Here is a 24,740-nt window from a genome sequence, read left to right as displayed (position 1 = left end):
AAAATATGCATACTTACTTAGGCCTGAATACACTACAGACAAACAAATGACAATTTTCCCGAGCACTATATTGTACAAAAAATAACATAAAATCGCATAAAAAGCGCTTTCATCTTATGCAGAGTAGTCCGATGGTTTTATTTTCTTTTATAATACTATATGTCATTTGTATTTTTTCCTTAGAATGCATTTACGTTATAATAAGCGTTTTTGCACGCCAATAAACAGGGTCGTTTCACATGAGTAATCTATTAGATTTAAGCTTAGAAGGTGTTGAAAAACTGCCTCTAACTAAATTTACCGAGGAAGCCTATCTCAACTATGCCATGTATGTGATCATGGACAGAGCACTACCGCATATTAGTGATGGCTTAAAACCCGTTCAAAGACGCATCATATATGCTATGTCTGAACTGGGATTATCGGCACTTTCCAAACATAAAAAATCAGCCCGTACCGTCGGGGATGTATTAGGTAAATACCATCCACACGGTGATAGCGCCTGTTATGAAGCCATGGTATTAATGGCACAACCCTTTTCCTACCGTTACCCTTTAATAGATGGGCAGGGAAACTGGGGCGCACCGGATGATCCTAAGTCGTTTGCTGCTATGCGTTACACTGAATCCCGTTTATCCGCCTTTTCAGAATTATTGCTCTCGGAAGTAGCCTTAGGTACCACGGATTGGAAACCCAATTTTGATGGCACCATGAAAGAGCCGGTGTTATTACCGGCACGTTTACCTCATATACTGTTAAATGGTATTAGCGGTATTGCGGTTGGTATGGCAACCGATATTCCGCCTCATAACGTCCGCGAAGTAGCCGCTGCTTGTTGTCATTTGATTGACCATCCTAAAGCAAACCTGATTGATTTAATGGCCTTTGTACAGGGACCTGATTATCCCACTGAAGCTGAAATCATCACCCCTAACAGTGATATAAAGAAAATTTACGAAACCGGCCGTGGTAGCTTCAAAAGTCGCGCCGTTTATACGGTAGAAAATGGTGAAATCGTTATTACGGCCCTTCCCCATCGCGTGTCTGGTGGCAAAATTCTCAAAGAAATAGCCAAACAGATGCAGGATAAAAAATTACCCATGATTGCAGATTTACGCGATGAATCTGATCATGAAAACCCGACCCGACTCGTTATCATCCCGCGTTCAAATCGAATTGATATTGAAGGGTTAATGCACCACCTGTTTGCTTCAACGGATTTAGAGGTTAATCATAAAGTTAACCTCAATATGTTGGGATTAGACCAGCGTCCACAAGTTAAAGGTTTAGTGACCATTTTAAACGAGTGGTTAGTGTACCGGATGAAGACAGTGCGTCGCCGTTTGCAGTTTCGATTAGACAAAATTTTAGCGCGCCTGCATATTTTAGAAGGTTTATTAGCCGCCTATTTAAACATAGATGAAGTCATTGAAATCATTAGAACTTGTGATGATGCAAAAGCCGAATTAATGTCTCGTTTTGAGCTTTCAGCAATACAAGCACATGCTATTTTAGAAATCAAACTTCGCCAACTCGCCAAGTTAGAAGAGATCCAAATCCGCGCTGAGATGGATACGCTTACCGATGAGCAAACAAAACTAGAACGTTTATTAAGCTCAGAGCGACGCTTAAACACACTGGTTAAAAAAGAAATTCAGGCAGATGCGCTAAAATATGGCGATGATCGTCGCTCTCCGCTTATTGAACGTATTGAAGCAAAAGCACTCACTGAAAAAGAATTAATGCCCAGTGAAACTGTGACGGTCGTATTATCAACCCAAGGTTGGGTGCGCTCGGCCAAGGGATTGGATGTTGACGCACAGGCATTAAATTATAAATCCGGTGATGAGTTCCTGACCAAGGCACAAGGGCGAAGTAATCAAAGTTGTATTTTTATTGATGCAAGTGGCCGGGCCTATTCATTAGATGTACACTCCCTGCCATCAGCGCGTTCACAGGGCGAGCCGCTAACGGGGCGATTTAATCAAAATGAAAATGTTCCTTTTGTCTGTGCATTGATAGGGGATGATGATGATCGTTATCTTATCAGCAGTGATCATGGTTATGGATTTATTGCCAAATTTAGCGATATTAATAGCCGCAACAAAAACGGTAAAACACTTATTAACCTCACCCCCAACGCACAATTAATGCCGCCGAAAAAAATGACCGCAGCTGATGATGATTGGTGTTTAACCATCAGCAATGAGGGACGTTTATTACTCTTCCCGGTAAACAGTTTACCAAGCCTCAGCAAAGGTAAAGGAAATAGGATGCTCAACATCATCTCTGCCAAAGCGACTAAACGTGAAGAGTTTGTTACTATGCTTGAAATTATCCCGCAGGCAAGTTCGGTCACGCTGCATGCAGGAAAACGTAAATTGACTTTAAAGCCCAGTGATTTGGTACATTATCAAGGCGAACGAGGCCGGCGTGGCAGCAAACTGCCGCGCGGTTTACAACGTGTAGATAAAATCGAAATTATTGAAGCTGCGCAAATACATTCAAGAGACTCTTAATATTATGTTATTTATTATCCGCGTTATAATGCTTTTTGTGATAGTTATATTGATGACCGTCTATTCATTATTTTATTGCTTATTCAGCCCCCGCAATCCCAAGAACACTTATCATTTTGCCATATTATTTAGCAAATTATCTTGGTTGTTCGGGTTAAAAGTGACCCTACGTATTCCTGAAAGTGCCAAAAATAACGGCTCGGTCGTCTACCTTGCAAATCACCAGAACAGCTATGATATGGTAACGGTGTCCGGTGCTGTTCAGCCTGGTTCAGTGACTATTGGTAAACAAAGTTTGGTGTGGATTCCCTTTTTTGGCATTATCTACTGGCTAACGGGTAACATATTAATTAGCCGAGATAATAAAAATAAATCACGTAATACTATTAACGAAGTAGTGGATCAGATGCGCGCTAAAAACTTGGCTGTTTGGATATTCCCGGAAGGTACCCGCAGCCGTGGTCGTGGTTTATTACCTTTTAAAATGGGGGCATTTCATACGGCATTACAAGCCGGTGTCAATGTTGTCCCCACGGTGACGTCAAATACGCATAAGCAGGTCAATCTAAACCGTTGGAATAATGGTGAAGTGATTGTTGAAATGTTAGAGCCCATTGATATTACCCAGTATAAAAAACGTGAAATCAGGCGCTTAATGGAAGACTCTCACGCTATTATGTTAGAAAAATACCAGCAATTAAATCAAGAAGTAAACCGCCCTGATACCAATTCAGACCGCCGCGATTAAGAGGAATTAATAATGGAAAAAGCATTAAGTTTAGAAGAGTTACTGGCAGAATATCGTGAAGAAACAGAAGAAATTGTAGAAGCCATTTTAGAAGATGGCAGCAACCCTGATGCTGTCTATATGATCGAGCATCATCTTTCCTGTACTGATTTCGATGTGCTGGAAAAAGCCGCGATTGCCTGCTTTAAAAAAGGTTATGAAGTCACCGATCCTGAAGAGTGTGAATTAGAGGATGGTTCAATCATCTTAAGTTTTGATGTGACTGTCGAAATGAATTTAGATGAAGAAGCTATTATGGAAGATATTGAGAAGTTAGTGGTACTCGCACAGTCGTTCTCAATTGACTATGACGGCTGGGGAACCTATCCGGAAGAATAAAAACGATTAATAGTACCCTTCAGAAAGCGCAGCAGAGTCCCTCTTTAGTGCAATTCAAATATACGACTTATCCAGCAACTCCAATCAAAGGGATTGGAGTTGCTGAATAATAATGCTTGTTTAAGCATAAATCAGCATTTTTATTTATATAAATTATTGACTTACCTTCCCCTGTACTATAATACCAGCAACATCATAATTTAATTAAAAAATATTTTTTTATTCGTTTGACTTTACAATCCTTGCATCTATTCTCACAGGTTAAAATCACCCTTGTGGTGATTTCATTTTACTCTAGGAACTTAAATGAAAAAAACAACTTCACTTGATGATCTTCGTGATTGCTACAACGTGCGTCACTGGGGACAAGGCTACTTTGGTATTAATGAGCAGGGTGATGTTTACGTCGCGCCTAAAAGTGGTCATCAAGATCAGACTATTGTGATCAGTGACATTGCTGAAAAAATACAGGAAAAAGGACTGTCTCTTCCAGCTCTAGTGCGTTTCCCACAGATTATTCACCAAAGAGTGAATGGTTTATGTGAAGTATTTAACAATGCCATTGAACAATATCAATATAATGAAAAATATTTATTGGTTTACCCTATTAAAGTCAATCAACAGCGTGAAGTTGTTAATGAAATTCTGGCCAGCCAGGACAATAAGGAAGTTAAACAACTGGGCCTTGAAGCCGGCAGTAAAGCTGAATTGCTGGCGGTACTCGCTTTGGCACAAAAAGCCTCATCAGTTATTGTCTGTAACGGTTATAAAGACAGAGAATATGTCCGTCTGGCGCTAATCGGTGAAAAACTGGGCCACAAAGTACATCTTGTTTTAGAAAAAATGTCTGAACTGGAAATGATTTTAAGTGAAGCTAAAAAACTTAATGTTGCGCCTCGTTTAGGCATCCGTGTGCGTTTAGCCTCACAGGGTAAAGGTAAATGGCAGGCAAGTGGTGGCGAAAAATCGAAATTCGGTTTATCCGCCTCACAAGTCTTGAAAGTGCTGGATGTATTAAAAGAAAATAATAAACTGGATACCTTACAGCTTGTTCATTTCCATTTAGGCTCACAAATCGCAAATATCCGTGATGTGCGTTTGGGTGTGAGTGAAGCTGCAAGATTTTATTGTGAATTACGCGATTTAGGGGCAGAAATCACATGTATGGATGTGGGTGGCGGATTAGCTGTTGATTACGATGGGACTCGCAGTCAATCTCATAATTCAATGAATTACAGCTTAGCGGAATATGCTAACAATATTGTTTATACCATTGGCGATATTTGTAAAAGCTACGATCAGCCCGTTCCAATGATTATTTCTGAATCAGGACGTTCGCTGACAGCCCATCACGCGGTATTAATTTCCAATGTTATTGGTGCAGAGTCTTACGCACCGGAGAAGCTGACGAATCCCAAAAAGAATGATTCTCTGTTGCTGAAAAATATGTGGCAATCCTGGGAGCAATTAAATACGCGCAATGATGATCGCGCACTGATCGAAATTTACCATGACACCCAAAATGACCTTGCTGAAGTGCATAGCCAATTTGGATCAGGGTTAATTAATTTATCACAACGCGCATGGGCTGAGCAGGTCAATTTACGGGTTTGTTATGAACTTAACCAGTTAATGGATAATAAAAACCGTTTTCATCGCCCTATTATTGATGATTTAACCGAAAAATTGGCGGATAAATTTTTTGTTAATTTTTCATTATTCCAATCACTGCCGGATAGCTGGGGAATCGATCAAGTTTTCCCTATATTACCCCTAAACAATTTACAATCGACACAAAAAAAACGTGCTGTTTTACTTGATATTACCTGTGATTCCGATGGCGCCATTGAGAATTATGTAGATGGTCAAGGCATTGAAAGCACCTTATTAGTACCAGAATGGCAGGAAGATAAACCCTATTTAATGGGCTTTTTTCTGGTCGGGGCTTATCAGGAAATCCTAGGTGATATGCATAATTTATTTGGTGATACACACAGTGCTGTCGTGATGGTAAACGAGGCGGGTGAAGCTGAACTCACTGAAATAAATGAAGGTGATAGTGTTGAAGATATGCTTAGATACGTGAACTTAAATGCCGAGGAATTCAAACAAACCTATGCTGAATTGGTCAATAGAAAATTACCTGTTGAAGAGCGCGAAAGTATCATTAATGAATTAATCACCGGTTTACAGGGTTATACCTATTTAGAAGATTTTTAAGGTGGAGAAAAAATTATAATGAATTCTATTTTTAACCAAGTGGATAATTCCCTTTACTCAAATGCAATGACCTTTTTACGTCTGCCCATGCCGACAGATCCGGTTTCCACGGATGCCGATATTGCAGTATTAGGTTTACCCTTTGATTTAGCCACCACAGGGCGCTCTGGCGCACGTATGGGGCCAACAGCAATACGTCAGGCATCTATTAATCTTGCATGGGAAGGTAAACGCTTCCCTTGGAAATTTAATCTCCTAAAAAAAACCAAGATCATTGATGCCGGAGACTTAGTTTACAGCACCGGTGATGCCAATGCGTTTACCCAAAAAGTAACCGCCGCAGCAACACAGTTACTCGCTTCAGGAAAGGCCATTTTATCCCTCGGAGGGGATCACTTTGTGACCTTACCTTTGTTGCGTGCCCACCATCAAAAATTTGGGAAAATGGCCTTAATACATTTTGATGCGCATACTGATACTTATCATGATGGCAGTGCTTATGATCATGGCACTATGTTTTATCATGCGCCCAAGGAAGGCTTGATTGATCCGGAAAAGTCGGTACAAATAGGGATCCGCACGGCTTATAATGAAACTGGCCACGGTTTTAATGTCATCAATGCACCCCAAGCTAATGATATGCGAGCTGAGCAGATTGCCTCTTTTATTAAAGAGAAAGTTCAGACTATGCCTGTGTATCTTACTTTTGATATCGATTGTTTAGATCCGGCCTTTGCACCCGGTACAGGCACACCCGTATGTGGTGGATTAAGCACAGATAAAATATTAAAAATATTACGCGCATTAACGGATATCAATATTGTCGGTATGGATGTTGTCGAAGTTGCACCCGCCTATGATAATAGCGAGATCACCGCGCTGGCGGCTGCCACAATAGGGGTGGAGTTGCTGCATTTGTGGACAATAAAAAATAAAGACATCTGCTAACACTTAGATTCAAATAATAAATAAAATCCGATGATGTCTATTATCGGATTTTATTTTTTCCAAGCAATATTGCGCTTAATCAGTTAACTCTTGTGATTTCTCAAATAAAGAGTTTTTCAACACCATGGCTTCAATTTCCAAACCATATAAATTTTCATCCCAGTTAAGACCTGCAAATACCTGCTGCTTCTGCATACCATCCAACCAAGACTCTAAAAAGAGCGACAGCGAAATTGCCTGAACCTGATAGTTAGCCCATTCTTCATTTCTTAATTTTTCAGCCGATGCGGCCTCTGACCAGAAAAGATAAACAGCCGTTGCATCTTTATTATCATGAGCATGACAATTAGCCCAACCCTGGCTGTCCTCATACAAGCCAAATAACTGTTGTTGTGCAGTCACCTGTTCCACAAACTTTTCCGCATTTTTCAAATATTGCTCTTTCATCTTATTTCTCGATATTTTCTTGAGTTGTCTTTGTTAGATCAAGCTTTTCCTGGTCAAGCTTTTTTTCAAACTCAGCAAACTTTGCTTCCATCTCTGCCAGTTTTTCACGCGTACGTAATAAAACATGTGTTTGCACATCAAACTCTTCACGGCTAACCATATCTAGTTTGCCCAATTGTGCTTGTAATATCTGCTTGATTTTACGATCAGCTTCGTCACCAAAACTTTTTACACCGGGAGGAAGAGCATCACTTATCTGTTTCGCTATTTGTTCTAATTTTTGAGGGTTAAACATGGTTTCTCCTTAAATTTAATCCCTATTGTAAACCTGCATTTTGTTAATTTCTATGTAAATTTATTAAGCGTTGATAGATCGTTTTTGGAATAACCTGATTGCTATGGGGTATGATTATTCTGAGCCAATGACTCCTTAGCCAACCGCTTTGAGCAACGGGTAAATCTGCAAAACTTAACATTATCAATACAGGTAAACGGCGTTGGAGAATTTATTAATTATTTTCTGGATGATAGTGTCTTATTGGCTTCTTTTTCAGCCTCACAAACTGCTCAGAATGGGGTCAATGACAGTAGTTAGGCACTCAAGATACTGAAACGGGCGACTCCTATCGAGTAGGCGCAACATGCACGTTTTTTGGCAAATATTGCCGATTACGGAGCATCATTGTGGAAAGTGCTCAGGATATACGGGTAATGATCCGTTATAACAACTAAGCTCAGTTATAAAATAAAAGCGCTAAAATTAAGATATAAACAATTTTTAGTAACATCTTGTTTATATCTTTTTTATTCGCCATCAAAACAGAAAAATAAAAAAATAAAAACATTACTTAACATTATTATTTAACATTGTTACTTAATGTTTTCGCCTGCAGCCCTATTTAAAGATGTCATCACCAGACTGATCGATAAACATTTTACATTTCAACAGCGTTAATTCAGCGGTTTTTTCACTGCTTGCCTGACTATCAGAGCGGATAAAATGATGTTGTTTAAGTGTTTCACCTTCCCCTTTTTCTATCATAGCTGCAACGCGAAATTGCCCGTTATCCTTCATTGGTTCCGGTCTAATAGTAAACCCTTTGTATTCAATACTTGGAAAAACCACGGCAGGAGCCGGTTTGCCGCTAATTAATTGCGCGAACTGTTTAAAAAATCCCATTTTACATCCTCATTTTTGTCTGGAACTGTTGTTAGTATTAGTATGAATATTGAACTATTTTAATCATACCAATACTTTTTCTGCATAACCTAAGTTGTACTGCTCAACCTTTATTTCAATGACGGCTGGCAATAACCTTAAAAAACCAGTAATAAACACATGTTACATATTCTCGTTACGTTCGGTAATACATTCATCGGATGCCACTTCAAAGGCCCGGCAAACCCATGGCCGTTGCTCGTAAATACTGCACATCAGGGTATTACGATCCAATGCCGCGCACCAACCGTCTTCTGAACGACGCATCGTTTCACTGCCCCACTTGTCTCGCTCAATATACTCATCCGGCACACCAGTATCCGACATGATGATTACTTCAAGCCGGCAACAGCAAGCCTCGCAATTAGAGCAACTTATTTCAACGGGTGCGACGTTTGTAACTTCGATATTGCTCATAAACAGATACTCTTATTTTAATGACCAACAGAATAACCTAAACAAACTTGTATTTCGACATTCAAATACGGCTTATCCTTCTATGCAACCGATGAAAGCACTGATTAACGCCTCGTTTACCCGTGTTTTATAACAGCAAATGCCTAAATTAAAGGACTGCAGCGGTACCGGGGTAGATATATTTTGTACCCGATCCCGTACCGGGCTATTTTCAACCACTATATCGGGTGCAATACCGACACCACAACCCAATGCGACCATACTGACCAAGGCCTCATGCCCGGCGACCGTGGCATAAATTTGTGGTTTACCAACTTTTAACAGACGATACCAATTATCAAAACGACGACGAATAGCCCCATGTTCAGGCAAAATAAAAGTGATATTTTGCCAATCAATTTTCGCTTGATTAACTTGCTGTGTCACCGCACAGGGAGTGGTTGGCGCAATAATAGAGAGCGGTATTTCAGCCAGTTTTATAAAGTGCAACCGTGTCGATAAATTATCCGGATGCGCAGTGATAGCAAAATCAACCTGATCTCCTAATACCTGATCAATCGCCCGTTCACTGTCCCCGGTGCTGAGCTTAATTTCAACCTTAGGATGTAAGCGTCGAAAACGTTCTAAAATGGGTGGCAAGTGGCTATAAACTGCCGTCACTGAACAATACAGGTTGATCTGCCCTTCCAACTCACTTTTACTTTGATTGATAGCCCGTTTTAGTAACAGCCACTGTTCAATCTGCTGCAGTGCATAATGTTTAAACAGGACCCCTGCTTCGGTTAAAACAACCGAGCGATTATCACGAACAAACAGGACAGTACTTAATTCCTCCTCAATACGCTGGATATTACGACTCAGGGTTGATGGGCTAACGTGCATCGCCTGTGCCGTTTTAGAAAAATGCAGGCTGCTGGCCAGATGCACAAAAAGCTGCAGAGATTTAATATCCATTTAACTCGATTCCGTAGTTTTTAATTTTAAAGATGGCACGAAACTTTCTGATTTTCTATATCAATAAGATAGCTTCATTGGTTCAAAGCGTGGATAAAAAGCTATTTTGTTTTAAAAAATAAAAATTATGTAACTATTTGAATTTAAAACAAGTGAAGTTTCATGCCAAAGCCGCAACAAAAAAACTGCGGAATCAAGTTTAAGTAATGAAGCATAAGTTTTCGAACATGTGAATTCACTATCCAATTGCTATATGTAGATATTACATTATAAATATGTTTGATTTTATATATTCACCTACTTAATGGCTGTTTTCTTCTGCTATAACAGGAAGATCGACTCTGCTTCCCCATTCAGCCCATGAACCATCATAAACGCCAATATTTTCATAACCTGCGAGGCTCGCGGCCAGTGCTAAAATACAAGCCGTCACCCCCGAACCACAACTAAAAATAACCCGTTTATCTTTTCCTGAAAGGGCCTCAAAAATTAACGCAAGTTGATAAGCATCCTTCATCTTATTATTTTCAAGGACACTGGTTGAGGGTAAGTTTTGCGCATTAGGCATATGTCCTACCCGTATACCGGCTCTTGGCTCTGCTTGTTGCCCTAAAAAGCGCGCAGAGGGGCGAGCATCAATAATACTCTGCTGAGAACTGCCGGATGCCTGCAATACATCTTCCGCAGTGCAGATCAATGCCTTCTGGTAGTTTGCGATAAAATCGCCTTTTACAACTGGTTGAGGGATATGCCCACTTTCAATGGGTAATGATTTTTCTAACCAGGCAGGAAAACCGCTGTCTAATACGGCGACATTTTCAAATCCCATGGTTTTAAACATCCACCAGACGCGCGGGCTTGAGAATATCCCCACGGTATCATAAACAACAATAGTACTTCTTTGATTGATACCGAGGTTTTGTACAGATTCTTGAAAGTCTGATTCACTTGGCATCATATGCGGTAGGGGATTGTTCTGGTGACAAATTTCACGGTTAAAATCAAAAAACAGTGCGCCGGGTATACGCTGTTTAAGGCATTCTAATTTGCCATCGCGTTTAACACTGGGCATATGCCAGCTACCGTCCAGAATAACCAGATCAGGGTGACTAAGGTGTTTTTCTAACCAGTCTATTGAAACCAACGGGCCGGGTATTTTTAACGATGGCATAATAATTCCTTGTGCGAAAGAGTGTCTGCGAGTTCAAAATAAGAACAATAATAACGGCTTTTTAACAAACCGTTAATTTATCATATAATTCTGATATTAATCTCTTATTATCGTTCCAATGCTATGTTTCATTATCTGCAACACAGTATTGTAAATATATCATTTTGTGCAATATAAGTTATAGGCTATAGTACTTATTCAAAATTAAAAGCAATGATTGTTATCTGCTTTAATCCCTATCAACTATTTTTGGAGTGTCATTCAATGGCTAACTATTTTAATACCCTTTCTCTACGTGAAAAGCTAAATCAACTAGGTCAATGTCGTTTTATGGATCGCAGTGAATTTACCGACGGTTGTGACGCTTTAAAAGGTAAAAAAGTAGTCATTATCGGTTGTGGTGCTCAGGGTTTAAACCAAGGTTTAAACATGCGGGATTCGGGTCTTGACGTCTCTTACACGCTGCGTGCACAAGCCATTGCAGAAAAACGTCAATCATGGAAAAATGCAACTGAAAACGGCTTTGTGGTTGGCACATACGAAGAACTTATTCCTGAAGCCGACCTTTTATGTAACTTAACACCGGACAAACAGCACACAGCTGTTGTTGGTGCAGTTATGCCCTTAATGAAAGAAGGTGCAACACTGTCTTACTCTCACGGTTTTAACATCGTTGAAGAAGGTATGCAGGTCCGTGAAGATTTAACCGTTATTATGTGTGCGCCTAAATGTCCTGGTTCTGAAGTGCGCGAAGAATACAAACGTGGTTTTGGTGTGCCAACACTGATCGCTGTTCACCCGGCAAACGATCCGCAAGGTCAGGGTTTGGTATGGGCTAAAGCCTATGCAAGTGCAACGGGTGGCGATCGCGCCGGTGTGCTTATGTCATCATTTGTGGCAGAAGTTAAATCTGACCTGATGGGTGAGCAAACTATCCTTTGTGGTATGTTACAAACTGGTGCCATTATTGGTTATGAAAAAATGGTTGCCGATGGTATTGAACCAGGATATGCATCAAAACTGATTCAATACGGTTGGGAAACGGTAACAGAAGGCATGAAATACGGCGGCATCACTAATATGATGGACCGTTTATCAAATCCTGCAAAAATCAAAGCATTTGATATGTCTTTAGAGCTAAAAGAGATTTTACGTCCGCTATTTAACAAGCACATGGATGATATTATTGAAGGTGAATTCTCCCGCACTATGATGGAAGATTGGGCCAACGATGATAAAAATCTTTTACAATGGCGCGCTGAAACGGCTGAAACGGGTTTTGAAAAACAACCTGCAGGCGACATGAAAATTGATGAGCAGGAATTCTACGACAACGGTATTTTTCTTATTGCGATGATTAAAGCGGGTGTTGAACTGGCGTTTGATGCAATGACAGCTTCCGGCATTATTGCAGACTCAGCTTATTATGAATCACTGCATGAAACTCCGCTTATCGCCAATACTATTGCACGTAAAAAACTGTACGAAATGAATGTTGTTATCTCAGATACAGCAGAATACGGTTGTTACCTGTTTGATCATGCTGCTAAGCCACTACTTGCTGATTTTGTTAAAGCATTAGATCCTGAAATGCTGGGTAAACCTTTAACAGTGAAAAATAATGCTGTTGATAATGCACGCCTAATCGAAGTTAATGAAGCCATTCGTTCTCACCCTGTCGAAATCGTTGGTAAAAAACTACGCGGTTACATGACCGAGATGAAAACAATAATAACAGCTTCTTAATTAGCCCCTTTAGTTAAAACTGACCAAGCCAGAATTTGATTCTGGCTTTTTTTTGCTCTTTTTTTAGAACTACGACTTTGCTTACGCCAGTGGGTTTTGCGAATTGTTATGACTCCGCCTTAATTCACTTAACTGATATCAAAACTATCCTGATGGCTGCTTTATAAGCGCTCTTTTGTTAAAATTTAAGATCAAGGGATAATACTGGTTGAGCACTTTTGTAAAATGCGCCATCAAATAATTTTTCTTTGTTAAGCAGTTAGTCATATAATGGCAGTCCAGTCCCATTAGAAGCGGCTGCTTTTTTATTTTATTTTTGATTGAGTACTGACATGACAGAACAATACGAAAACCGATTTGGTGGTATTAAACGCTTATACGGTAGTAAAGCGCTTAATAAATTTCAACAAAGCCATATTTGCGTCATTGGTATTGGTGGTGTTGGTTCATGGGTTGTGGAGGCTCTGGCGCGTTCCGGTATTGGCCAAATTACATTAATTGATATGGATGATATCTGTGTCACTAACACCAATCGCCAGGTACATGCATTAACCAATACCATCGGCGAGATGAAAATAGAAGCCATGGCAAACCGCTGCCGTTTGATAAATCCGGATATTAAACTGAATTTAATTGATGATTTTATTGATAAAGAAAATTGCTTTGAATATTTATCATCCGAATTTGATTATATCTTTGATGCAATCGACAGTATCAAAGCTAAAGTGGCCTTAATTGCGCATTGTAAACGTAATAAATACCCGCTGCTTACCTCTGGAGGTGCGGGGGGGCAGTTAGATCCCACACAAATTCAAGTTGCCGATTTAGCACGTACAGTCCAGGATCCTCTGGCCTCTAAAGTGCGTTCGGAATTACGCCGATTTTTCAATTTCAGTAAAAACCCTAAACGAAAATTTAGCGTGGATTGTGTTTTTTCTACCGAGCAATTAAGTTACCCCGATCAACAGGGAGAAGTGTGCCAACAAAAATCGGAATCCGATGGTAATATGAAAATGGATTGTGCGACGGGATTTGGCGCATCAACTATGGTAACCGCAAGTTTCGGCTTTGTAGGTAGCGCCTATATGCTCAAAAAAATAGCCCAAAAAGTGCGATAAAAGCGGCTGTCAGCTATCAGCTATCAGCTATCAGCTATCAGCTATCAGCTTCGAGCTTCGAGCTTCGAGCTTCGAGCTTCGAGCTTCGAGCTGACGGCTAACGACTAACGACTGACAGCTAACGACTGACGGCTAACGACTGACAGCTAACGACTGACAGCTGACGACTGACAGCTGACGGCTAACGACTGACAGCTGACAGCTGTCAGCTGTCAGCTGTCAGTTATCGGCTTCGGGCTGACGGCTGACGGCTGACGGCTTCGAGTTTTGAGCCTTCGAGCCTCGAGCTTTCTAACTCTGAGATAGATCCAGCAGCTCACGTAACGCCACCTGACACATACTAAACTCTGGAGGACTAGCGGCCAATAGTGCATCAGCCATACGTTGCCAGCGATCAAAAAGCATATGATTTGAGGTGTGCCAATCAACATAGGCATCCCCAACATCTGTACTTTCTTTGACCATTTCTAATATACTCTTAGTGATCCGCATATGCTGCCATTCAAGATCATCACGCATTGCTTCTCTGGCAAGCGATTGCCAATTATTATCTGCCGGTAAAAGGCTAAGTTGCTCAGCGACATCAAATAATTTCAAATGATCACCGCAGTGGAAATAAACCTGCACTGCAAGTTGAGGTTCAATTTTCACTTTTGCGGCAACTGAAATAACACCCAACATGGCATAAATTTTATCCACACTTGCCAGAGAATGTGCCAATTTATCCGGTACATTCTTTGCGGTTAATTCAGTCAGGGATTTTTGTCTATGAAGAAGAGATGATCCGGTTAATATGTTATCAAATTGTTCCGCTAACGTACTCAGAGGCTCCTGATATTGTTTAATCAGCATGCTGATATCAAGATCTGTACGATGGGTACTAATGATCCAACGCGTACCGCGCTGCACCATACGTTTTAACTGCAGCATTAAATCATTTTGCACACTGACAGGAACTTGATTATCTAACCCTTCAATATCTTCCAAAAGCGAAGTCATAGCGAAAATTTCTCTTGCTGCCACCCACGCTTTACAGACATCTAAAAATGAGCAGCCTGCGCTGGCCATTAAACGATGTACAAAGGTTGTCCCCATGCAGTTGAAAATATCATTACTTATTTGCGTGGCAACAATTTCATTGATAAGCGGATGACGATGAACTTCATTTTTATATTTATCCACCAGCGATCGAGGGAATATTTTTTCTGCCTCTTTAATCAAACAAGGATCAGAAGCAACATGCTCAGCGACCAGGGCTTCTTTCAATTCATTTTTGGCATAAGCTAACATCACCGCAATACAAGGTCGCGTCAAACCGAGGTGACTATTTTTACGTTCATTAAGCACATCCTCCGTAGGAATAAATTCAAGTGCACGGTTAAGCTTGCCTTTTTCTTCTAAATTACATATCAGACGACGATACTCTTCAATACGTTTATATGATTCAACGTAAGAGAGGCTGATACTCTGCGCTTGCCGATAATTATTTTTAAGCACCAATTGTCCAACCTGATCGGTCATAGTAACTAACCAAATATTACGTTGTTTAACCGTTAAATCCCCATCAGAGACCAGTTTATCAAGTAGGATTTTAATATTAACTTCTAAATCCGAACAGTTCACTCCTCCTGCATTATCAATCGCATCGGTGAAACATAAACCGCCGTTTAATGCATATTCAATACGGGCAGATTGTGTTACACCTAAATTTCCACCTTCACCCAGCACACGACAGCGCAGTTGTTTTGCATTGACACGTAACACATCATTGGCTTTATCACCTACATCAGCATGACTCTGACTGCTGGCTTTTATGTAGGTACCGATGCCACCATTCCAAATCAGATCAACTTGCGCTTTTAATAATAGCGAGATCAATTCATTAGGTGTTACTTTCTGTTTTTGAATATCGAAACGTTTGGCCATTTCAGGAGAAACGTTTATTGACTTAGCTCGACGTTCAAAAACCCCGCCTCCTGCAGAAATTAACGCTTTATCGTAATCATTCCAACCCGTTTTCGGCGTATCATATAAGCGTTTTCGCTCCGTAAAACACGCCGCTTGATCAGTCGGATTCGGATCAATAAATATATGCAGGTGATTAAAGGCAGCAACCAAGCGTATCGATTGTGAACTTAACATACCGTTGCCAAATACATCACCCGCCATATCACCTATACCGATCACACTGATAGGATCCTTTTGTACATTAACACCCAATTCACGAAAGTGACGCTGTACACTAATCCATGCACCACGCGCGGTAATACCCATGACCTTATGGTCGTAACCATGGCTACCACCCGAGGCGAATGCATCATTTAGCCAGAAATTTCTTGCTACCGCGAGTTCATTGGCAAAATCAGAAAAAGTAGCTGTTCCTTTATCTGCTGCAACAACAAGATAGGTATCATCTTCGTCATAACGAACCACATCAACGGGTGGAATTACTCGGCCTTGATCGAGGTTATCGCTAAGATCAAGTAATGCGCTAACAAACAATTTGTAGCTGCTAATCCCCTCCTTCATAAAACTATCTCTGTCCATAGAAGCATTGAGTTTTTTAGCAACAAAACCGCCTTTAGCACCGACGGGCACAATCACCGCATTTTTAACCTGCTGTGCTTTCACTAATCCTAATACCTCAGTACGGTAATCTTCACGACGATCAGACCAACGCAAACCACCACGGGCAACTTTGCCGCCGCGTAAATGCACTCCTTCTACGCGCGGTGAATAAACAAAAATTTCAACATTTAAACGCGGTAACGGAATCTCAGATAATTTAGCGTGATCAAACTTAAAACTGATATAAGGTTGATTTTCTCCCTCACTTTTCTGGAAATAATTGGTCCGAATAGTGGCCATGATAAGCTCAACATACTGCCTTAATACACGGTCTTCATTAAGATTAGTCACGTCATTTAATGAGGTTAGAATTTTTTCTTCTAATTTTTGCTGCTTTTCTAAATTAATTTCGTTACTTGGGTCAAAGCGTAACTTAAAGAGTTGCACTAACTCGATAACTAACTTGCTATGGTCTAACATTGTTTTTGCTATTGCAGATTGACTAAAACCAAAACGTATCTGTTTTAAGTATTTGGCATAAGCACGCAACATTGCAATATCACGCCACGTTAATCCCGTCCTCAAAATTAGTTTATTAAAAGAGTCATTTTCAGCTCTTCCATACCAGACAGATAAAAATGTATCGACAAAAACATCGTGGTAAGCATCTGGATTAAAATCAGTAACACGTGAATAAATTAAGGTGAAATCATATAACCAGAATGACTGTTCTCTATTCGGGGTCACTTTATAAGGGTATTCTTCCGCCACTTTAAGCCCGAGATTTTCCAGAATAGGGATAAGATCCGATAATAATAAAGCACCATCCTGATGGAAAAGTTTTAATTTTAACTGACTGCCATTAGGATCCAGAGAACGATAAAAACGCAATGCCATAGACCGTTCTTTATCTGCATAGACGGACTCGATGCGTTCAATATCGGACACTGCAACGCGGGCACTAAAACTGTCTTTATAACTTGTTGAAAATGATGACTGGTATTTTTTAACCAGTTTTATACCACGTTCTTCGCCAAAGTTTTCAACTAAAGATTCCTGTAAACCCTCGCTCCAGAGCTTGGTTAACTGTTTCATGCGATCTTGTATGGCCTGCACTTCTAATGGGTATTCAAGGGGCGCTTTTAAGCGTAATACCAAACGTAAACGTGCTAAATTTGATTCACTTAAGTAGGTTTGAAAATCACGATCAGTGACTTCCAGAGTACGACAAATTAACTCTTCAAAATCAAGTCTTACCCTCGTATTATAAACATCTCGTGGAACATATAAGATGGCAACGACAAATTGATTATTACCATCCATACGTAAAAATAATTTTAATTCTTTGCGCTCCTGAGCATGTAATATTTCAGTGGCATTTTTTAATAATCCAGTTTCATCACATAACAGTAAATCTTCAATCGGGTAGGTATATAATATTTGTGATAACTCTTTATAATAATGCCCCCCTTGACTATAAGGCGATTGTTTTAACATATTCGCTAATTTGTCACGTATTACGGGCATCTCAGTGGGTGTACCACTGTAAACCGAAGAGGTATATAAGCCGACAAAACGAAAACCGGAAATCAGCTCCCCTGCGGCATTAAAACGTTTGATATAAATAACATCAGGAAAAGCTCTGCGGTGAACCATCGCACGTTGAGAGGCTTTGCTGAAATGGATAAATGTCTTCTCATTAAGTATTGAAAACGATTCAAAATCATGGGCTTTAGTCATAAAATCAGGACGCTTCAATAAACCTAACTGACTCCCCTCAATGACATTGATTTTTCCATTTTCAACACTAAATTGATCACAACCGAGAAAAGTAAAATGATCCTTTAACACCCATAATAAATAGGTTTGCTGTTCTCTTAAGTTATCAATATGTTCTTTTAAATTATCCGTTTTACTGATTTCGATGGCTTCTGTCAGGGTGTTTTTTAATGCTGCAAAATCATCACCCACTAAAGCCACATTTTCTAATGCTGTTTGTATTTTAGCTGATATCTGATCGCGTTCTTTTTTTGAACTGGTGTTATCAATTTCAAAATAAAGTAACAATTCATTTAATTTTTCTTCATTGAAAGAGATTAATGTCCCATTTTTGTCCCGTTGGCTGGACATTTCCCCATAATAAACACGATGTAATTTAATATTTTGCTCATTGAGGACAAGTTTTAGCGTATCAATCACAAAGGGAGTATTACGGCATAATACCGTCAATACCGTATGAGTAGATTTCCATTCATCTTGCTCAACATCGGGATTAAAAACACGTACTTTTGCCCGGCTACCTTTCCATTTAGCCGTCTCTCGCCATAATGAACCCGTCAGTCCGGCCAGATCTGTTAATGGTATTGGCGTTAAATCGGCGATAGCCACATCACGGAAAATAGTTTTAATAAACTGCTCGACAGTTTGTTGTTCCGATTCAGAAAAATAACTTTTTAATTGAGAAAAAATTTGATCTAAAATGTCATTTTTTTGGTTGAGTATTGATTTCATGTACACGACCCTTATTAAGTACTTATAAATCCTCTCACTATAGGTTGGTGTAAACTAAAAGGCTATTTAAAAAAAATATAAAATGAGAGGTGATAGAGAGTTACGGTATTTGCTTCACAAATTTTCAACATATCAATTAAATCCTTATCAACTACAACAGGAAGATTAGGGATAGGCCGAATACACGCCTTTAGATTCATTTTTATTAGCAAAATTGTTATTAGCAATAATTGTTATTAGCAATAATTATTATCAGCAAAATTTTTTAGAAACTTCGCATAAAAAGCAGCCAAAATTGCTTTTAAAATCAATTATTGTAGAAAACTCATTATGCCGCCTACTTGGCTAATAACCGACGGTGACAAAATAATAAAATTTCAACGACCAATCAAAGTCCCCCTCATTACTCCCCTACTTGTTATCGTCACGCATCAAAAAATATTCTAAGGTGCAAACGTTGCCATAACACCTCAAACGAACACTCAATTAACCCTGATACAATTAAAGCATCAGGCTTCCTTTCGGCAAAAAACGAGCGTGACGATAGTTTGAACTTTTACAACCTGAAATAAAATCCATTAAAAAACACACTTTTTATTTGTGCCCTGACAAGTTAACTGAACGATCGCTCAAAATAAATCTTGAACGATCGCTCAATTGTATTTATAGTACTCTTAATTCAAGGAACAACGGTTCCAATTAAATGAAATTTAAATCAATAGAGAGAGAACCATTATGTCAAACTTCAAAATCCATACCATTGAGTCGGCTCCCGCAGAAAGTAAAGAAATCCTAGAAGGTGCAAAAGAAAAGATGGGTGTTGTTCCTGGTCTTTTCGGCGTACTGTCTGAATCCCCCAACACACTTAAAGCTTACACTCAGTTACACCAGCTCTTTGCAAGCTCATCTTTTGATGCAGAAGAGCTAACCGTTGTATGGCAAACAATTAACGTTGAGCACGACTGTCATTACTGCGTGCCTGCGCACACAGGTATTGCACATTCAATGAAGGTCGATCCTGCTCTGACTGAAGCGTTACGTAACAGTGAAGCAATGCCAACTGAGAAACTACAAGCATTACAAGACTTTACCTTAAGCATGGTGCGTAACCGTGGTAATGTTTCTGAGCAACAGACGCAAGCATTCTTTGCTGCGGGCTACGGACAACAGCAGATTCTTGAAGTGATTCTTGGTCTTTCTCAAAAAGTGATCAGTAACTACGTGAACCACTCTGCAAAAACGCCCGTCGATCCTATGTTTGAACAATTCGCTTGGACTAAAAAATAAGCGTCATAAAAAATTAAGATTGCTTCTTCTCTTTTTGAAGGGGCAAACCAAGTGTCATCATTTTTCTTCACCATCCGGTTATATTGCTCTTTGCTATATTGCCCTTTGCTATAATTTTTTCTTTAGACAGCGTCCTCTCGGTTCATCCCCTTCATGAAGCACGACATCTGAATGCAGAAACTGTGCAGCCTCTGCTGAATCCTTCACTTTGGTCCCACTGCGTTGCAACATTTCTGATTCAAACTCTGTTAACACAGTCTCCCTCAGGCCCGTTTTTCTCCATTGCGATAAAGGTCTGCATGCTTTTTTGATCCCCCGAGCCAGCGCCAGCGCATCGAGCAAAGCTTGATTTGCTCCCTGTCCTTTGAATGGACTCATCGGGTGCGCCGCATCTCCGATTAGAGTCACTTTAGCCCCCCTCGCCAACCATTCGGCTTCGATCGGTGCTCGATCATAGACAGGATAACCAGAAATCTTATCTTCCTGCGTTGCCGCTAAAATCTGGGGAATAGGATCGTGCCACTGACATCGACGACATGCCTCAAGCTTAAGTGCTTGAGCTCCTCGAGCACTTAAGGCCTTAGCCTGTTTTTCTGACATTGGAAAGCTAAGCTGCCACATCACCGAGTTTGACGTATAAGGCATAATATAGATCCGCTCATTACCGTTGGCTGTTTGGAATACCGTGGCCGAGTCCAGCAAAGAACGATCAAGACCTTCGTTGTCTTCTATCGCCTCCAAAGGACAAATTCCTAAAATCACAATACAACCTAAGTAACATAATGGGGAAGCCTCCTCACCAATCAACAACCTGCGCACCGAACTGCGAATTCCATCCGCCCCCACCACAAGATCTGCATTAGCATGCTTGATCTTCCCTTCTACTTGAAAGCTCAAATCAACACCTTCGCCCTCACATTCATTAAAACCAACTAACTGGTGCCGCCACTGCACCGCATCATGTCCACCTAACTGCTCAAGCAGCGCTAAGCGCAGCGCCTGCCTGGCTATATGCACATTAGTGCGTTTCGCTGATATTTTCTCATCTGGCAGCCCCAACTTTCTTCTTCCCCATTCACCGATAACGGATCCTTCGGTAGTATGAACCACATGCCGGGTTGAAATCACGCCCGCTGCTAACGACACAATTCCCAATCCCTCGATAGCTCTACTCGCCTGTTGCAGAGTGAGTCCATAACCCTGAGATCGTATATCAAAGCCGCTGTCACGTTCATAAAGCGTAAAGGGAATTCCGCGGTGCAGACAAGCCACTGCCAGTGCTACTCCGCCTATTCCACCGCCAATGATGGCAAGATGAGGGTAGTTTTCTTTATCCGCTAAAGGAGGCTGAGCTGAAGGAATCAATCCGGACCCTTTACAGTTCAAGCAACTATCAAGGTGACCCTTAGGACGAACGGGGGCCGTCCCTTCGCTGTTGGTTTTTTCAAATTGCGCAAGCTCCCTCTGGTAACGGAGCCTCACTTTCTTGCGCAGCCCCTTACTTTTTTTGCCTCGTCCCTGACATACAGGGCAAACAGCCCATTTATCATCTTTATTTTTCACCTTTTCAACTCACTTTTATTTAACCAGCTATCGCTTTCCCTTAAATAGAAAAAATCACAGCCAATATGGCTGATATTAAGGCTGATAGGTGATTATAACTTTCATTACGGCCTAACTCGAGAAAACTTCTGAAGCAATGGAAGCGCGTTTGACCGTCTCCAAATCCATACTATTTTTCAAACACTTTTTTAAAACCGCCAGCTTATGTCGATATTAATACAAAAAAAAGCCCGTAAAGCATGGCGTTACGGGCTTAATGAAACGTGATGCGTTCCTATGAAATGGCTAGATGCGGTTTACATCATACCGCCCATTTGAACGATATAACATTGATATTTAAAGTTATAGTTAAAATTTAAAATCAAGGTACCCCGCTTTATACCCCTGCTTGTTCTCGGTAGTGCATCAAACAATACGCTAAGCCACAAACGCTTCATTGCGGCTTAGAGTAGATGCTAATTATTAAAAAACTGCAAAATGAAAAACTTGACCCCCAGCCCATTCGGTTGTCGCTGGCACTTACGCAAGGCCTTGAGAATAGTCAATCAGCACTTTAATGAATTAAAAATCGCGCAGCGCTGGATAAGACCTTTATCGGTAGAATCAGTCGCGGGTTATTCCAGGCATCCTGCCTTTCACCCTGCGGGCCAACTAAAGCTGTTCAAAATGACTCCCGGCAATTTTGTGAATTTCTCGGTTATCATTTTGATGGCAAACAATTAACCGTCGCAGCAAAGACGGTAGAAAAACACGTTGTGCATTTTAGGCAGCTTTATGAGCAACTAAGAAAGAAAAAAGCCACCTCAGATGAGATGGCTATAGCCTTAGGTCAGTATGTAAAACGTTGGCAGCGATGGGTCAAGGCTGGACTGGGAACTAAGGATTGCACCTCTATGATAAACGAAGCCTCTCCCAGCTCAGTTGGTCTGGTTTATAAAAATATCGTGTAAATCCGTGCGGCAAGCGGCGGCGGCTTCATCGTAATCCTTTTTGAGCATATCATCTTGCTTTATTCTAGCAACATTGGAAGTATATCCATCGCTTAAGTCGGTATGACGAAGGAAAATCGAGTTCATGATACTATATTGTGCGTCTGTGATGACGAGGAACTGTCCATATGAAGTGGGGCTATCGAATCGATATTTAGTGGCAAGTCCGCCATAACCTGTGGATGCTGGTGCTTCTTTTAATTTTAAATCCGGCGATTTAAATATTATGTCCCTGTAATGTTTCCATGCGTCTCCCCCGTAATTTGCATCCAATTTCTCCCATAATGGGCACTCGGAAATTCGCTTCCCCTGTGGTATAAAAGAATATTCACCTTCTTCTATCGAAAAATCGGCCAACTGGTCAGCTGCGACTTTACAATCATCACCCCCGATGCTACCGATGTTGCCGATAGAGATGGCGCCCGTAGCATATAAGTTACCACAACTAACCGATGCGGTCGCACCGGACACGGCGCCCTCTACAAATGCGGTGCCAAGGAAAGTTGAGCCAGCACCCAGAGTAAGTGCGCCGCCTATATCCCAAATAACAGCATTATTATCGCCTGCGTTAATTATTTCAAATTCACTACCTGCACCTACGGTCATTGCCCCACTCAATTTGAAAATCCAAACCCCGTCCTCCCCATTAGCATCAAACGTAATGAGCGTGTTCGCGGGTATGGTAATAGCAGCGCCCTCATATACGCCAGTGTCCATGCTGCCTACCAACGTATACGCATCCACTAATGAGGAAGCGGGGATAGTATCTAAAGCAGACTGTGCACTTTTTATCTGAGCGTTCGCTGCATCGAAGTCGCTGGTGACTACCGCTGGCGCTGAATCGCAAATCACATCTCTATCCGCCAACGCGCCCAACGTGACAGCTCCACCTGCACTCAAAATGCCGACTGTACTGCCCGCGCCTACGGCAATGGCGGCTCCAGCATAAATATCGCAGGTTTTAGCAGCTGCCCCTATACCCGTAGCGGCGCCACTAACGATGTTTTGAACTACAGACCCAGCTCCTGTGGTAACGGCCGCTTGCGAAGCTATATGACCGTCTACGAAAGAGTCTGCAGAGATACTTATCGCAGCAGCGGATATAGCAGCATGGGACGTCAACTGCTCCTTAAAGATTTTTACTGGTTCGCCTGCATCTTGAGCATTTGCTAAACCAGCAACGGACAAAGCCAAAGCGGTTAAGCAGGTTTTTAATAATATATTTTTCATTATTTACTTCCATTTAATATAATGTGAGATACCCCATCATGAGGTGACTGTATTTGTGAGGTAAGGACCTCCAATTAATCAACACTCATTACGTGAAGTGACTGATAATATGATTTTCTGAAGAGGCGACTTGTTATATCCTCATACTATATTTCATGCCATATTGCATAACATACTTTATATCAATAATAAACACCATATTTAAAAAATGTATTAGTTGATTTTGCACTTTTAATATAGATGAATAGATAAAATAACTGGACACATACAATGGGATAAAAACCCGTAAACACCGAGCTGTAGGCGGATTTCACCCTTTAAAATCCGTCAAAATGTGTAAAAAACCTGACATGTCTTATTTTGGCTAAAAGTAGATGTAATAAGCAGGTCAAATATGCGCGCCATCTCCGTGCTCTGTCATTACTTGATTGGCCGTGGTTTGCTAAATAATGCAGATAAAGGGAAGCTTTGATGGCATGTCAGCAATGATGTTGACCGCCTGGTATTCGCGAGCTTGAAGCAGACCTTAGGAATAATAAGTTGCTAGCCCCCGCGAAGCGCACTAGAGACATTATAATCAACTGACTAGCATTAAATTCGAATTAAGTTTTGTATCGATAACACCTTGCTCACCGGAGAATGTGCAGCGCAGCGAGTGGTCTATATTTGGAGAGGCTTCTGCCATTCATTCTCTAGGGCATTGATAT

At 40.8% G+C, this 24,740-nt stretch carries 17 protein-coding genes; 8 read left to right on the top strand and 9 right to left on the bottom strand.

Annotation, left to right across the window (positions count from 1 at the left end; translation table 11 throughout):
• Positions 1-239: 239 nt before the first annotated feature.
• The 5 genes from parC (at position 240) to speB (ending at position 6,813) form a co-directional block, all read left to right on the top strand.
• Positions 240-2,519, top strand: a complete 2,280-nt coding sequence (gene parC / locus PING_RS04550; RefSeq protein ID WP_011769269.1) for a DNA topoisomerase IV subunit A — start codon at positions 240-242, stop codon at positions 2,517-2,519.
• 160 nt (positions 2,520-2,679) lie between these two features.
• The gene (locus PING_RS04545) at positions 2,680-3,267 is read left to right on the top strand and encodes a 1-acylglycerol-3-phosphate O-acyltransferase (protein ID WP_232279400.1); all 588 of its coding nucleotides are present in this window, start codon (positions 2,680-2,682) and stop codon (positions 3,265-3,267) included.
• Positions 3,268-3,279: 12 nt separating this feature from the next.
• Complete coding sequence (gene rraB, locus PING_RS04540; RefSeq protein ID WP_011769267.1) at positions 3,280-3,645, top strand: ribonuclease E inhibitor RraB; 366 nt, start codon at positions 3,280-3,282, stop codon at positions 3,643-3,645.
• A 306-nt stretch (positions 3,646-3,951) separates the two neighbouring features.
• The gene (speA, locus tag PING_RS04535; protein ID WP_011769266.1) at positions 3,952-5,865 is read left to right on the top strand and encodes a biosynthetic arginine decarboxylase; all 1,914 of its coding nucleotides are present in this window, start codon (positions 3,952-3,954) and stop codon (positions 5,863-5,865) included.
• Positions 5,866-5,883: 18 nt separating this feature from the next.
• Positions 5,884-6,813 (top strand): agmatinase, encoded by a 930-nt coding sequence (gene speB, locus PING_RS04530; protein ID WP_011769265.1) that lies wholly within the window; start codon positions 5,884-5,886, stop codon positions 6,811-6,813.
• Positions 6,814-6,888: 75 nt separating this feature from the next.
• Here speB and PING_RS04525 read toward each other — a convergent pair whose 3' ends face one another.
• From PING_RS04525 to PING_RS04500, 6 genes are all read right to left on the bottom strand, one after another.
• A complete protein-coding gene (locus PING_RS04525; protein WP_011769264.1) occupies positions 6,889-7,260 on the bottom strand; it encodes a DUF2750 domain-containing protein in 372 nt (123 codons plus the stop codon).
• A gap of 1 nt (position 7,261) precedes the next feature.
• The gene (gene ubiK / locus PING_RS04520) at positions 7,262-7,555 is read right to left on the bottom strand and encodes a ubiquinone biosynthesis accessory factor UbiK (RefSeq protein WP_011769263.1); all 294 of its coding nucleotides are present in this window, start codon (positions 7,553-7,555) and stop codon (positions 7,262-7,264) included.
• Positions 7,556-8,155: 600 nt separating this feature from the next.
• Positions 8,156-8,440 carry an HlyU family transcriptional regulator gene (locus PING_RS04515; protein ID WP_011769262.1) on the bottom strand — a complete coding sequence of 95 codons (285 nt, stop codon included), beginning with the start codon at positions 8,438-8,440 and terminating at the stop codon, positions 8,156-8,158.
• 162 nt (positions 8,441-8,602) lie between these two features.
• Positions 8,603-8,896: a YkgJ family cysteine cluster protein gene (locus PING_RS04510; protein ID WP_011769261.1), complete on the bottom strand. Its 294-nt coding sequence runs from the start codon at positions 8,894-8,896 to the stop codon at positions 8,603-8,605.
• A 72-nt stretch (positions 8,897-8,968) separates the two neighbouring features.
• A complete protein-coding gene (gene ilvY / locus PING_RS04505) occupies positions 8,969-9,850 on the bottom strand; it encodes an HTH-type transcriptional activator IlvY (RefSeq protein ID WP_011769260.1) in 882 nt (293 codons plus the stop codon).
• Positions 9,851-10,151: 301 nt separating this feature from the next.
• Positions 10,152-11,021: a sulfurtransferase gene (locus PING_RS04500; protein ID WP_011769259.1), complete on the bottom strand. Its 870-nt coding sequence runs from the start codon at positions 11,019-11,021 to the stop codon at positions 10,152-10,154.
• Positions 11,022-11,285: 264 nt separating this feature from the next.
• On the opposite strand from PING_RS04500, the gene ilvC reads away from it, so the two are divergent.
• Together ilvC and tcdA are read left to right on the top strand one after the other, a co-directional pair.
• Positions 11,286-12,767, top strand: coding sequence for a ketol-acid reductoisomerase (ilvC, locus tag PING_RS04495; RefSeq protein ID WP_011769258.1), 1,482 nt, complete (start codon positions 11,286-11,288; stop codon positions 12,765-12,767).
• A gap of 332 nt (positions 12,768-13,099) precedes the next feature.
• Positions 13,100-13,885 (top strand): tRNA cyclic N6-threonylcarbamoyladenosine(37) synthase TcdA, encoded by a 786-nt coding sequence (tcdA, locus tag PING_RS04490; protein ID WP_011769257.1) that lies wholly within the window; start codon positions 13,100-13,102, stop codon positions 13,883-13,885.
• Between the two features lie 291 nt (positions 13,886-14,176).
• Here the strand turns inward: tcdA and PING_RS04485 are convergent, their stop codons facing one another.
• A complete protein-coding gene (locus PING_RS04485; protein ID WP_011769256.1) occupies positions 14,177-18,964 on the bottom strand; it encodes an NAD-glutamate dehydrogenase in 4,788 nt (1,595 codons plus the stop codon).
• A gap of 735 nt (positions 18,965-19,699) precedes the next feature.
• Here PING_RS04485 and PING_RS04480 point away from each other — a divergent pair.
• Entirely contained in the window at positions 19,700-20,251 is a 552-nt protein-coding gene (locus tag PING_RS04480; protein ID WP_011769255.1) for a carboxymuconolactone decarboxylase family protein, read from the top strand.
• A 108-nt stretch (positions 20,252-20,359) separates the two neighbouring features.
• On the opposite strand, the gene PING_RS04475 is transcribed toward PING_RS04480, so the two are convergent.
• Entirely contained in the window at positions 20,360-21,814 is a 1,455-nt protein-coding gene (locus PING_RS04475; RefSeq protein ID WP_011769254.1) for an FAD-dependent oxidoreductase, read from the bottom strand.
• Positions 21,815-22,731: 917 nt separating this feature from the next.
• Entirely contained in the window at positions 22,732-24,033 is a 1,302-nt protein-coding gene (locus PING_RS19355) for an ice-binding family protein (RefSeq protein WP_011769253.1), read from the bottom strand.
• Positions 24,034-24,740 lie beyond the last annotated feature (707 nt).

Origin of the sequence: Psychromonas ingrahamii 37 (genome assembly GCF_000015285.1) — a bacterium.
In the GTDB taxonomy this organism is placed as follows: domain Bacteria; phylum Pseudomonadota; class Gammaproteobacteria; order Enterobacterales; family Psychromonadaceae; genus Psychromonas; species Psychromonas ingrahamii.
This window is presented reverse-complemented; position numbering and strand designations above follow the sequence as displayed.

Bases quoted from the DNA above. Each gene is read 5' to 3' on its own strand.
- PING_RS04500 (WP_011769259.1), bottom strand. From the start codon at position 11,021: ATGCCATCGTTAAAAATACCCGGCCCGTTGGTTTCAATAGACTGGTTA.
- ubiK (WP_011769263.1), bottom strand. From the start codon at position 7,555: ATGTTTAACCCTCAAAAATTAGAACAAATAGCGAAACAGATAAGTGAT.
- PING_RS04480 (WP_011769255.1), top strand. From the start codon at position 19,700: ATGTCAAACTTCAAAATCCATACCATTGAGTCGGCTCCCGCAGAAAGT.
- PING_RS19355 (WP_011769253.1), bottom strand. From the start codon at position 24,033: ATGAAAAATATATTATTAAAAACCTGCTTAACCGCTTTGGCTTTGTCC.
- PING_RS04510 (WP_011769261.1), bottom strand. From the start codon at position 8,896: ATGAGCAATATCGAAGTTACAAACGTCGCACCCGTTGAAATAAGTTGC.
- PING_RS04515 (WP_011769262.1), bottom strand. From the start codon at position 8,440: ATGGGATTTTTTAAACAGTTCGCGCAATTAATTAGCGGCAAACCGGCT.
- speB (WP_011769265.1), top strand. From the start codon at position 5,884: ATGAATTCTATTTTTAACCAAGTGGATAATTCCCTTTACTCAAATGCA.
- PING_RS04485 (WP_011769256.1), bottom strand. From the start codon at position 18,964: ATGAAATCAATACTCAACCAAAAAAATGACATTTTAGATCAAATTTTT.
- ilvC (WP_011769258.1), top strand. From the start codon at position 11,286: ATGGCTAACTATTTTAATACCCTTTCTCTACGTGAAAAGCTAAATCAA.
- rraB (WP_011769267.1), top strand. From the start codon at position 3,280: ATGGAAAAAGCATTAAGTTTAGAAGAGTTACTGGCAGAATATCGTGAA.
- parC (WP_011769269.1), top strand. From the start codon at position 240: ATGAGTAATCTATTAGATTTAAGCTTAGAAGGTGTTGAAAAACTGCCT.
- speA (WP_011769266.1), top strand. From the start codon at position 3,952: ATGAAAAAAACAACTTCACTTGATGATCTTCGTGATTGCTACAACGTG.
- ilvY (WP_011769260.1), bottom strand. From the start codon at position 9,850: ATGGATATTAAATCTCTGCAGCTTTTTGTGCATCTGGCCAGCAGCCTG.
- PING_RS04525 (WP_011769264.1), bottom strand. From the start codon at position 7,260: ATGAAAGAGCAATATTTGAAAAATGCGGAAAAGTTTGTGGAACAGGTG.
- tcdA (WP_011769257.1), top strand. From the start codon at position 13,100: ATGACAGAACAATACGAAAACCGATTTGGTGGTATTAAACGCTTATAC.